Here is a 10,678-nt window from a genome sequence, read left to right on the forward strand (position 1 = left end):
ATTTTAATGGGGCCAATAAAAAAGGGTGCAGCCAGCGCTACACCCTTTGTCGTTGTGTTCGGCCGGTTTTAAATATCGATCACCAGGCCAAGGAAGTAACCGTCAACAGTCACATTGGCTTCTTCGTTGTCGTCTTCTAGCTGCACGTCAAAATTGCGGTAGCCCAGCTCAAGACCCAAAATACCAAGTTCATAGCCTAGTGCAAGCGTCATGTCGGTGACTTTATTGTCGCCGTAGGCAATAACATTGCCAAGAGCTGAGGCGTATAAGCCGGTTAACGGCAATTCAAAGCGGGCGTTTACATAGGCCATGGGAATCGGTGCGTCGATTTCGATAGCGCCTTCACCACTGGCGCCTTTAATGCTCACTTCGCCGTCAAACATTCTTACCGTTAAGCCGACATCGAGATTTACCCAGTTGTCGAGAATCTCGTAGTAAAAAGTGCCGTCGATATGGCTTAGATCGGTGGTTGATTGAACCTCTTCGCCTACCGTATAGACTTTGCCGTCAAAGGTGTAGGGCTTAGTCAATGTACCTTTTTCGCTAATATCAAGATCAGTGCTTTGCAGGCGAATATTCGGCAGAATCGGTACGGGGTGTTCTAGCGCAACATAAAAACTTTTACCGGTTTCATCGTCGTAGCCAAGATCATCATTCATGTCGATGCTGTCTGAGCCCGCTTTCACATCACCGTCCCAGCTCTGCTTCCACATATAGGCGCCGGCGGTAGCGCCAACAATATCGGCCTGGCTGCTTACTGAAGCGCTAGCGGCAAGTATGGCCAGTGCGATAAGTCTTTTTTGCATGATTTATTCCCCTTGGTATTTTTTAATACTTTAATTATTTCGCGTTGTTTCAACCATAGTACCTGTCTGTTACAGGGTAAATACTAGTTGTTCAGTAATAATGCCATGTCCTTGGCGAAATAGGTCAGAATGCCGTCGGCGCCAGCGCGCTTAAAGGCGAGTAAGGACTCAGCCATGACCGCGTTTTTGTCGAGCCAGCCATTTTGAAATGCCGCGCAGTGCATGGCGTACTCGCCGCTCACTTGGTAGGCGTAAGTGGGTACTGCCAGCTCGTCTTTCACTCGGCGAATTATGTCGAGGTAGGGCATGCCGGGTTTGACCATAATCATGTCAGCACCTTCGGCAAGGTCTAACGCGCATTCGTGCAGGGCTTCGTCGCTATTGGCGGGGTCCATTTGGTAATTGTATTTATTGCCACTGCCGAGATTACCCGCTGATCCGACGGCGTCGCGAAAGGGCCCGTAATAGGCCGAGGCGTATTTGGCGGCGTAGCTCAGTATGCAGGTGTTGATGTGACCGTTGCTCTCAAGGGTATGGCGAATGGCGCCGATGCGGCCGTCCATCATGTCTGAGGGGGCAACGATATCGGCGCCGGCATTGGCCTGGGCTTCCGCCTGCTTGCACAGGGTTTCGACGGTGCGGTCATTGAGTACATAGCCGCTGGCGTCAATAATGCCGTCTTGGCCGTGGGTAGTGTAGGGGTCGAGGGCAACGTCAGTGATAATGCCGAGTTCTGGCGCGGCGTCTTTAATGGCTTTGATAGCCCGCTGCGCCAAACCGTCGGGGTTGTATGCCTCTTCCGCGAATAAGGACTTTTTGTCGGCGCCAACCACGGGGAACAGGGCAATTGCGGGAATGCCCAGCGCGGTTAACTGCTTGGCTTCGGCGACCAGTAAGTCGATGCTTAAACGCTCAATGCCCGGCATGGAACCGACGGCTTGGCGCTCATTGCTGCCCTCGCAAACAAACATGGGGTAGATTAAGTCGTTAACAGTAAGCTGATTTTCGCGCATTAAACGCCGCGAGAAATCATTTGCGCGTAGGCGCCGCATGCGAGTGGCGGGGAAGGCGCCGCGGTGGAGTGACTTGCTCATAGCTGGCTCTCAGTTTAAGTTGGCGAAAACGCGTTCGGCTATATCCAGGGTGTCGGCAATATCTTGGTCGCTGTGAGCGGCGGATAAAAAGCCGGCCTCGTAAGACGCCGGGGCCAGATAAACGCCGCCTTCAAGCATGCCGTGGAAAAAGCGATTAAAGCGCTCGATATCGCAGGCCATGACTTGCTGATAATTAGTGACCTGCTCGGCATCGGTAAAAAACACCCCAAACATAGTGCCCACATGGTTGCTGGTCATGGCGATGCCAGCGGCCGAAGCGCGTTCGCGCAGGCCCTTAATTAATTTGTCGGTTTGCTGGAAAAGTGGCTCGTAAAACCCGGCTTTTTCTATGTGTTCTAACATGCATAAGCCCGCTGCCATGGCGACGGGGTTGCCAGACAATGTGCCTGCTTGGTACACCGGCCCGCTGGGCGCAATATGATTCATGATTTCGCGCTTGCCACCAAAGGCTGCGACGGGCATGCCGCCGCCAATAACTTTACCTAGGCAGGTAATGTCGGCGGTCACACCGTAATAACCTTGGGCACCTTGCAGGCCTAGGCGGAAACCGGTCATCACCTCATCAATAATCAGTACGCTGCCGCTTTGATCGCAGCACTCGCGCAGGCACTCTAAAAAGCCGGGAATCGGCGGCACGCAGTTCATATTGCCGGCTACGGGTTCCACAATAATGCAGGCTATTTGCTCGCCGAATGCTTTGAACGCAGCTTGTACACCTTCAATGTCGTTATAGGTGAGGGTAATGGTGTGCTCTGCCAAGGCGGCCGGAACACCTGGCGAGCTGGGCACGCCAAGGGTAAGCGCGCCAGAACCCGCTTTAATGAGTAGCGAGTCTGAGTGACCGTGATAACAGCCTTCAAATTTTATAATTTTGTCGCGGCCGGTGTAGCCCCGGGCCAAGCGAATTGCGCTCATGGTGGCTTCGGTGCCGGAGTTCACCATGCGCACCATGTCCATGCCGGGCATGATGCCGCAAATTTTAGCGGCGAGTTGGGTTTCGATTTCGGTGGGGGCGCCGAAGCTCAGGCCTTTTTGTAACTGCTCGGTGACTCTGGCAATGATGGCGGGGTGGGCGTGGCCGAGTAGCATTGGTCCCCATGACAGTACGTAGTCGATATACTTTTTGCCGTCAACGTCAAATAAATAGGGGCCTTTGGCGTGATCGATAAAACGCGGCGTGCCGCCAACGGCTTTAAATGCTCTGACTGGGCTATTAACGCCGCCGGGAATGTATCGACGGGCGACTTCGAATAATTGTTCTGAGCTGCTCATAAAAGGCTTCTTGTCATCAATGAAAGGAAATTTGGCAATGCATGCGGGTATTATCCCGCGCCGAGCGTCCCCTTAAAAGGGTTTCAGTACGGCGAGTAGCACAATGGCAAATAGTGCAAAAACAGGTGCTTCATTAAACCAGCGATAAAATACGTGCTTGCGCTGATTTTGGTCGCTGGCAAAGACTTTAACAAGGTGGCCGCAATACAGATGGTAGGCGATCAGCCCGACGACAAACACCAGTTTTAACTGCAGCCAGCTGGCGTGCAGATAATAGCTGGGCTGCTGATAAATCATGAGTGCGCCAAAGACCACGGTTAAAATGGCAAAGGGAGTGACAAAGCGATAGAGCTTACGCTCCATGATTTTGAGTTGATCGCGGGTGGCTTGATCCTCGCTCATGGCGTGGTAAACAAATAATCTGGGCAGGTAAAAAATACCGGCAAACCAGCAGATTACGGCAATGATATGAAAGGCCTTCAGCCAGAGCATCGGGGGGTATCCTGTTGGGGTGGCAAAATTACATGTGTCGGCGCTGGGTGTGCCAAGTGATTTAGCATACAATATCCCTTAGCCAAATGCGGCCCGCCGCAAGTTTTTTTCGTGCTGAATCTCATTCTTAGCGTTGGTTTTTGCGCTGCTGCCTGCACAGGCCTCTTAATATTATGACGACTAACAGGAAACGCACCCGAACTGCTCGCAGGCTTCGTCTGTGGTGGGTTTTGGGCAATCGCCATACACGTCGTCAATTCGGTACGGTTGAAGACTGGAAAACCCGTGGAGTTTTCTGGTTGGGCGCCTTAACCGTTGGCTTGGTCATTCAGAGCTTTGCGTGGCTGTCAGAAGAGAGCTACGGCCTCACTGAAACTATTTTTGCCTATAACCCCTACCTGTTTTTGCTGATTACGCCACTGGGCTTGGTCGCGATTGTGTGGGTGATGAACAAAGGCGGGAAGGCCTCGCGGGGGAGTGGTATTCCACAAGTCTTGCTTGCCCATAAGCAAAGCTATCACTGGTTGCGGGGGCCGTTTTTATCGTTGCGAGTGGCAACGTTAAAGGTTTTGCTCACTTGCGCAGGTTTGCTGGTGGGCGCAACAGTGGGGCGCGAGGGCCCGAGCGTGCACGTTGGCGCGGCAATCATGTATAAGTTTGGTTGCTGGGCAAAGCTAAAACAGCGTCAGGTTGAAAGCAGTTTGATTGTTGCTGGCGGTGCAGCAGGAGTGTCTGCGGCCTTTAATGCGCCCTTGGCGGGTATTGTATTTGCCATTGAAGAGTTACAGCAGTCGATGGAGGCGCGCACTACCGGAACCTTTATCATGGCAATTATTCTGTCGGGGGTGGTGGTATTGGCCTTTGCAGGGCATTACAGCTACTTTGGCGTGCCAGAAGTTTCCGCCATGCCGTTTGCTTATTACCCCTATATTATCGGTATAAGTGTGGCTTGCGGTTTGTTGGGCGGTTTGTTTAGTGTGCTGTTGGTGCAGGGTAATCGCGCCATTGCGCCGCTAGTTCAGCAATGGCCGCTGCGGGTCGCGTTTTGCATTGGTTTACTGCTCGCGGTGATGGCTATTTTGTCTGGCGGTTTAACCATGGGTAGTGGCTATGTGGAGGCTAAGGCGTTACTGGCGGGAGAAGACGAGGCGAGCTGGCTTGCGGCTGCCGGCAAAATGCTGGCAACCTTACTAACCTATTTTAGTGGTATTCCCGGCGGCATTTTTTCGCCAAGCTTGGCGGCGGGGGCGGAATTAGGTTCTGCAATGGGTACGCTATTCCCGCAGGTGCCCGCGGTGTCGTTAATTTTGGTGGGTATGGCGAGTTACTTTGCGGGTGTTGTGCAGCGACCAATTACAGCCTTTGTGATTGTGCTGGAGTTGACCGGCAATAACCACGATATACTACCGGCGCTAATGGTGAGCGCGCTGACGGCAACGGCGGTTTCGAAATTAATTATGCCAGAACCGGTCTATCATGTATTGGCTAAGGATTTGCTGCGGGGCTGGGAGCATTTGCTTCGCGATAAAACGGAGCCGCCGGCAGCAGCGCGGGTAGAAGAAGCGCAGGTCACTAAATAATATTCGGTGAATGAAGGAGAGTTTAGGTGTTAAAAGTCGGAATTGTAGGTGGTACGGGTTATACCGGCGTGGAGTTGCTGCGTTTATTGTCGACTCATGCTGAGGCCGAAGTGGTTATGATTACTTCGCGTGCAGAAGACGGTGTTGCTGTTGATGAGTTGTTCCCCAGTTTGCGCGGGGCAATGGATCTGCGTTTCTCGACGCCGGATGTGAAGTTGCTCGCGACGTGCGATGTGGTGTTTTTCGCGACGCCCCACAATGTTGCCATGAATATGGTGCCAGAATTACTGGCGGCGGGAACCCGTGTTATCGACTTGTCGGCCGATTTTCGTATCACCAATGCTGACTTGTGGTCTAAGTGGTATCACGAAAAGCACGTTTGCCCGGATGTTCTGGCCACTGCAGTTTACGGCTTACCCGAGCGCAACGCTGAAAAAATTCGCAGCGCCAAATTAATAGCTTGTCCTGGCTGCTACCCTACGGCGGTGCAGTTAGGTCTCATCCCGCTACTGGAAGAGAAGCTGGTTGATCCTAGTCGCTTAATTGTCAGTGCGGCCTCAGGGGTTAGCGGTGCTGGGCGTCAGGCTAAGATCGATAATTTGTTTACTGAATTGTCAGAGAGCTTTAAGGCTTATGGGGTTGGCGGTCATCGTCACCTGCCTGAAATTGAACAAGAATTGGCGCTCGCGGCGAAAGGCCCAGTGGGTTTAACGTTCACGCCACACCTACTGCCTCAGGTGCGGGGCATTCACGCCACCATGTATGCTGAGATGATCGACCCAGCGGTGCCCTTAGATGAAATACAGTTTTTGTTTGAAAAGCGCTACGCCGACGCCCCTTTTGTCGATGTGATGCCCCTGGGTAGTACACCTCAGACGCGCACGGTGCGTGGTAGTAATATGTGTCGCATCGCGTTGTATCGCCCTCAAAATAGGGACACGCTGGTAGTCCTCTCGGCAATCGATAATTTGGTTAAAGGTGCCTCGGGTCAGGCGATTCAAAATATGAACTTGATGTTCGGTTTACCCGAAACCATGGGTTTGCAAGGCTTGGCGTTACTGCCCTAGGGTTTGCTCTAAGAAAAGCAATGGCGGTTAATTCTTGACTGATTTAGTCGGGAATTGGATAATCACCCTATTTACGACGCCAAGCGGCGTCGTTGGTTTGTGAGGTGGACTATGTCTGCAGTTGAACAATTTACCCCCACCGTGCTGACTTTAACGGATCGGGCGGTGGCGAAGGTAAAAAATTTGGTGGCTGAAGAGGCCAATGACGACCTGAAGTTGCGCGTGTTTGTTACCGGTGGCGGCTGTTCGGGTTTTCAGTACGGTTTTACTTTTGATGAGCTTGCTGAAGAAGATGATACCTTGGTAGAGCGAGATGGTGTTGTGGTGCTGGTTGATCCTCTGAGCTACCAGTATATTGACGGTGCGCAGCTAGATTATACTGAGGGCTTAGAAGGTTCGCGCTTTGTAGTGAGTAATCCCAATGCCAGCACAACCTGCGGCTGTGGCTCTTCGTTCTCGGTTTGATTTCTCAGTATCCTTAGCCGGGATACACCGCGCCTAATACGCGCGGTCCTTTGGCGCCCGTCACTGCGGGCACATTGCCAGCTAAGCTCATAATATTCTGTTTTGCCAGCCAGGCGAAGGCCGCAGCTTCTACCCAGTCGGGGTGAATGCCTAGGGCTTCTGTTGTAGCCACTTTATGATCAGCTAAGAGCGCTTGAATTCGAGAGTAGAGCGCCTGATTGGCGCTGCCGCCCCCGCAAATAAAAACCTCAGAATCCTTTTGGCTGCATTCGTCGATCGCGTCACAAATACTGCGCGCAGTAAGTTCGAGTAATGTCGCCTGAACATCTGGCGGCCTTATGTCTGCTAGTGATTCTAGGGCTTTAAGTAGCTGGGCCAAATTAAATTGTTCGCGGCCGGTACTCTTGGGGCCGTGCATCGCGTAATAAGGATCTTGTAGCAAGGTCTCTAGGAGGTCTTGATTCAGTTTTCCGCTTTGCGCCCATGCGCCGTCGCGATCAAAGGCATGACCTTGGCAGTGCATAATCCAGCTGTCCATTAAGACATTGCCGGGGCCGGTGTCAAAACCAATTACCTCGCCATCGGCCTTTAAGAGGCTAATGTTCGCCATGCCGCCAATATTGACAATCAAGCGCTCTATGCCTGCTTGGCTGAATGCGGCAACGTGAAAGGCGGGGACTAACGGAGCGCCTTGGCCACCAGCGGCAATATCTCGGCGGCGGAAATCGGCAACCGTGGTGATGCCCGAAATTTCGGCAATAGTATTGGGGTCGCCAATTTGCAGGGTAAATGCCAAGTCGTTGCTGCGCTGCGCGTCGGGTGGCCGGTGGCGAACGGTTTGGCCATGGCTACCAATGGCGCGTATTTCTAATGGTGAGATTCCCGCGGATCGGCACAAGTCGAGAGCCGTTTGGGCAAAGAGCTCGCCTAGCTCGCGATCAAGTTTGCCTAGTAATTCTATCTCGTCAGCAGTGCCGCCGCAGAGTTCGAGAATTTGCGTTTTGAGCGTTGCGGGTAGCGTTGCTGAGAGGCTGTGTACTAATTCGATGCGGTCGGCGTTGAAACTAACTAATGCGGCATCGATCGCATCTAAGCTTGTGCCAGACATTAAGCCAATATAGTAATGTTTGCTCATTAGCCTGCATCAACGCCGGTGTAGTTGCGCTGCGCCGCATAGGTTCTGAGTTGCAGCTGCATACCAGCTATTTGCGCTTTGAATTCCGGCATGGCGCCATCGGCCACTTTTTTGGGTGCGGGCAACTGTTTTACGATAGTCGCTGGATTGCGGTGCACGCCGTTGAGCAGAAATTCGTAGTGTAAGTGGGGGCCGGTGGCGTAACCGGTCGATCCAACCCAGCCGATTGTTTCCCGCTGTCGAACGCGATCGCCTTTCGATACGGCGCGTTTGTGCAAGTGCAAGTATTTGGTCATATACGCTTCGCCGTGCTTAATAAACACGTAGTTACCGTTGGCTTTTGAATAGCCTGCATCAGCGACGCGGCCATCGCCAGCGGCGTAAACGGGAGTGCCTCGGGGGGCAGCGTAATCAACACCTCGATGGGGGCGCACGGTTTTAAATACGGGGTGGAGGCGCTTGGGGTTAAAGCCCGAGCTGATGCGGGTGAAATCCAGCGGGGCCCGCAGGAAGGCTTTGCGCATGCTTTCGCCGGCTTCGGAGAAATAGTCTACTTCGCCTTGTTTGTTGATGTAGCGGTAGGCCTCAAAGGATTTGCCGCGGTTAAAGTATTGTGCCGCGAGAATTTGGCCGCTGCTCAGTAACTCACCGTTTAAGTACAGCTCTTCATAGATAACAATAAAGTAGTCATCTTTGCGAACGTCGTAGACAAAGTCTAAAACCCCGCCAAAAATATTGGCGAGCTCCATAATAATGCCTTGGCTAACGCCTGCATCTTGGGCTGCTCTATATAAGGAAGATGTGATTGTAGCGCTGGCAACGCGTTGACGAATTTCTGGTGTTTCGGTCATCTTGGTGGTGGTGAAACCGGTTACACCGCGCTCAAAGACAATGCTGTTTAGCTTGTCTATTTGGAAGCTCATTGCGTCGAGTTGGCCGTCGTCGCTAATTTTGAAAGACAGTTTTTGTCCCGGCCGAATTTTATTCAGAGCCTTGGCTTTGGTAGAGCTGCTCAATAATTCGTGAAGGTCTTGGGGGCTAAGGTCGGCGCGACTGAATATGGCGGAGAGAGAGTCGCCATTTTTAACCGGGATTTCCTTCCATGCTTGCTCTGCCACAACCGGCGCTACTTCAGGTGCAGTGCTGACTCTGCTGGGTGTGAGTTCCAAGTCGAGGGGGATTGCTGTGCGCTTGGCCTCGGCATTTTCGCCCGGCAATAAGAGTAGTGCTAACCCTAGGGCAATAAGCGTCGATGCTGCCAGTGCTAAATGGCGGCGGGGAAACTTGCCAGCGGGTGATTTGCGCATGGCATGCCGTTTGGTAATCCAGTTCTGCATAGTTTCGCTACTTCATACCTTGCTGGTGATTTTTTGCTCAGTATAACAAATGTACAGGGCTGCTAAAGTTCGTATTAACCGAAAGTTAAAGTAGATTCTAGCTTGTGGGCGGCGGCATGTCAGCTTTTCTCGGTTTGCATTTCAGTTTGGTTGTTGTATCTTGCCGCCTTCTCAATCAGTTTCTTGGTATCGCAAGCGCCGTATATAGAGGTTGCTTGCGCTTTCCCTTTGATGAAAGGTCGACGGTATGACAGCGGTAAATGCAGAATTGCTCACGGAATTAGAAGCGCGCGGTTTGGTCGCGCAAATGACGGGCGAAAATGGTCTGTCAGAGTATTTGTCCAGTGAGATGCGCACCCTCTATTGTGGCTTTGATCCAACAGCAGACAGTCTTCATATCGGTCACTTGGTGCCTTTGTTGGCGCTGCGACGTTTTCAGCAGGCAGGGCATAAGCCTATTGCCTTGGTGGGCGGTGCTACCGGTTTGATTGGTGATCCAAGCTTTAAGGCTCAGGAACGCCAATTGAATACGCCTGATATCGTCGCTAATTGGGCGGGTAGACTAAAAGGACAGGTGTCGCGTTTTATTGATTTTGATAGTGGCGAGAATGCCGCAGAAGTGGTCAATAACCTAGACTGGTTTGGTCAAATGTCGGCGCTGGAGTTTTTGCGGGATATCGGTAAGCACTTCACCATAAATAATATGATCGCCAAAGAGTCGGTTAAGCAGCGCCTTAATAGAGAGGGTTCTGGGATCTCCTTTACAGAGTTCAGCTACTCTTTATTGCAGGGCATGGATTTTTCCGAGCTGTATAAACGTAATGGCTGCACCCTGCAGCTGGGTGGCTCGGATCAGTGGGGCAATATTATTGCTGGGGTAGATCTCACTCGTCGTCAGCACGGCGTTGCGGTTCATGGTTTAACCATGCCTTTAGTGACTAAGTCTGACGGCACCAAATTTGGTAAAACGGAGTCGGGCACCGTATGGCTTGACCCAGCCAAAACCTCTCCTTATGCCTTTTACCAGTTTTGGTTGGGGACTGCAGATGCCGATGTATATAAATTCCTGCGTTACTTCACGTTTTTGTCGTTGGTTGAGATCGACGCGATAGAGCAGGCTGATAGAGAGGCGGGTCGCCCAGGTGCGCAGCGGATTCTCGCTGAGCAAATGACGAGCCTAATACATGGCGATGAGGAGTTGGCTGGCGCGCAGCGTATAACTGAAGCGCTGTTTTCTGGTGATTTAGCCGAATTGTCGGCAAGCGACCTTGCGCAATTGCAATTAGATGGCTTGCCCACCTCTATGCTAGATAGGAGTGAGCTGCTTGATCGGCCGCTTACTCAGTTGTTGGCTGACATCGGTATGGGGGCGGGTAAGCAGATAAAAGACGCTTTGGGGCGCAATGCGG

The 10,678-nt window shown here is 52.2% G+C and carries 10 protein-coding genes (1 of these 10 running past the window's edge); 4 read left to right on the plus strand and 6 right to left on the minus strand.

Translation table 11 applies throughout. The annotated features are described in order from the left end of the window. Window positions 1-68: 68 nt before the first annotated feature. The 4 genes from AZF00_RS01960 to hemJ all read right to left on the minus strand — a co-directional run bounded on the left by AZF00_RS01960 (window position 69) and on the right by hemJ (window position 3,685). Window positions 69-806, minus strand: coding sequence for a TIGR04219 family outer membrane beta-barrel protein (locus tag AZF00_RS01960; protein WP_062382887.1), 738 nt, complete (start codon window positions 804-806; stop codon window positions 69-71). An 83-nt stretch (window positions 807-889) separates the two neighbouring features. Next, window positions 890-1,900 (minus strand): porphobilinogen synthase, encoded by a 1,011-nt coding sequence (gene hemB, locus AZF00_RS01965; protein ID WP_062382890.1) that lies wholly within the window; start codon window positions 1,898-1,900, stop codon window positions 890-892. A gap of 9 nt (window positions 1,901-1,909) precedes the next feature. After that, entirely contained in the window at window positions 1,910-3,193 is a 1,284-nt protein-coding gene (gene hemL, locus AZF00_RS01970; RefSeq protein WP_062382893.1) for a glutamate-1-semialdehyde 2,1-aminomutase, read from the minus strand. Window positions 3,194-3,265: 72 nt separating this feature from the next. Then, window positions 3,266-3,685: a protoporphyrinogen oxidase HemJ gene (gene hemJ / locus AZF00_RS01975; RefSeq protein ID WP_008251312.1), complete on the minus strand. Its 420-nt coding sequence runs from the start codon at window positions 3,683-3,685 to the stop codon at window positions 3,266-3,268. A 173-nt stretch (window positions 3,686-3,858) separates the two neighbouring features. On the opposite strand from hemJ, the gene AZF00_RS01980 reads away from it, so the two are divergent. From AZF00_RS01980 to erpA, 3 genes are all read left to right on the plus strand, one after another. Continuing rightward, window positions 3,859-5,265 carry a chloride channel protein gene (locus AZF00_RS01980; RefSeq protein WP_231856180.1) on the plus strand — a complete coding sequence of 469 codons (1,407 nt, stop codon included), beginning with the start codon at window positions 3,859-3,861 and terminating at the stop codon, window positions 5,263-5,265. A gap of 26 nt (window positions 5,266-5,291) precedes the next feature. Continuing rightward, a complete protein-coding gene (gene argC, locus AZF00_RS01985; RefSeq protein ID WP_062382899.1) occupies window positions 5,292-6,332 on the plus strand; it encodes an N-acetyl-gamma-glutamyl-phosphate reductase in 1,041 nt (346 codons plus the stop codon). Window positions 6,333-6,443: 111 nt separating this feature from the next. Then, window positions 6,444-6,797 (plus strand): iron-sulfur cluster insertion protein ErpA, encoded by a 354-nt coding sequence (erpA, locus tag AZF00_RS01990; protein ID WP_008251315.1) that lies wholly within the window; start codon window positions 6,444-6,446, stop codon window positions 6,795-6,797. A 13-nt stretch (window positions 6,798-6,810) separates the two neighbouring features. Here erpA and AZF00_RS01995 read toward each other — a convergent pair whose 3' ends face one another. Further along, a complete protein-coding gene (locus AZF00_RS01995) occupies window positions 6,811-7,932 on the minus strand; it encodes an anhydro-N-acetylmuramic acid kinase (protein ID WP_062382902.1) in 1,122 nt (373 codons plus the stop codon). Then, window positions 7,932-9,269, minus strand: coding sequence for a peptidoglycan DD-metalloendopeptidase family protein (locus AZF00_RS02000; RefSeq protein WP_062382905.1), 1,338 nt, complete (start codon window positions 9,267-9,269; stop codon window positions 7,932-7,934). The genes AZF00_RS01995 and AZF00_RS02000 overlap by 1 nt, the downstream gene beginning before the upstream one ends. Window positions 9,270-9,516: 247 nt before the next feature. Between AZF00_RS02000 and tyrS the strand changes: the two genes are divergently transcribed. Further along, window positions 9,517-10,678 carry the 5' portion of a tyrosine--tRNA ligase gene (tyrS, locus tag AZF00_RS02005; protein WP_062382908.1) on the plus strand. 140 nt of this gene lie beyond the right edge of the window, so only the first 1,162 of its 1,302 coding nucleotides appear in the window; the start codon lies at window positions 9,517-9,519; its stop codon lies off the right edge, out of view.

The organism is Zhongshania aliphaticivorans (assembly GCF_001586255.1).
GTDB lineage: Bacteria > Pseudomonadota > Gammaproteobacteria > Pseudomonadales > Spongiibacteraceae > Spongiibacter > Spongiibacter aliphaticivorans.

Bases quoted from the DNA above. Each gene is read 5' to 3' on its own strand.
- AZF00_RS01960 (WP_062382887.1), bottom strand. From the start codon at position 806: ATGCAAAAAAGACTTATCGCACTGGCCATACTTGCCGCTAGCGCTTCA.
- hemB (WP_062382890.1), bottom strand. From the start codon at position 1,900: ATGAGCAAGTCACTCCACCGCGGCGCCTTCCCCGCCACTCGCATGCGG.
- hemL (WP_062382893.1), bottom strand. From the start codon at position 3,193: ATGAGCAGCTCAGAACAATTATTCGAAGTCGCCCGTCGATACATTCCC.
- hemJ (WP_008251312.1), bottom strand. From the start codon at position 3,685: ATGCTCTGGCTGAAGGCCTTTCATATCATTGCCGTAATCTGCTGGTTT.
- AZF00_RS01980 (WP_231856180.1), top strand. From the start codon at position 3,859: ATGACGACTAACAGGAAACGCACCCGAACTGCTCGCAGGCTTCGTCTG.
- erpA (WP_008251315.1), top strand. From the start codon at position 6,444: ATGTCTGCAGTTGAACAATTTACCCCCACCGTGCTGACTTTAACGGAT.
- AZF00_RS01995 (WP_062382902.1), bottom strand. From the start codon at position 7,932: ATGAGCAAACATTACTATATTGGCTTAATGTCTGGCACAAGCTTAGAT.
- AZF00_RS02000 (WP_062382905.1), bottom strand. From the start codon at position 9,269: ATGCAGAACTGGATTACCAAACGGCATGCCATGCGCAAATCACCCGCT.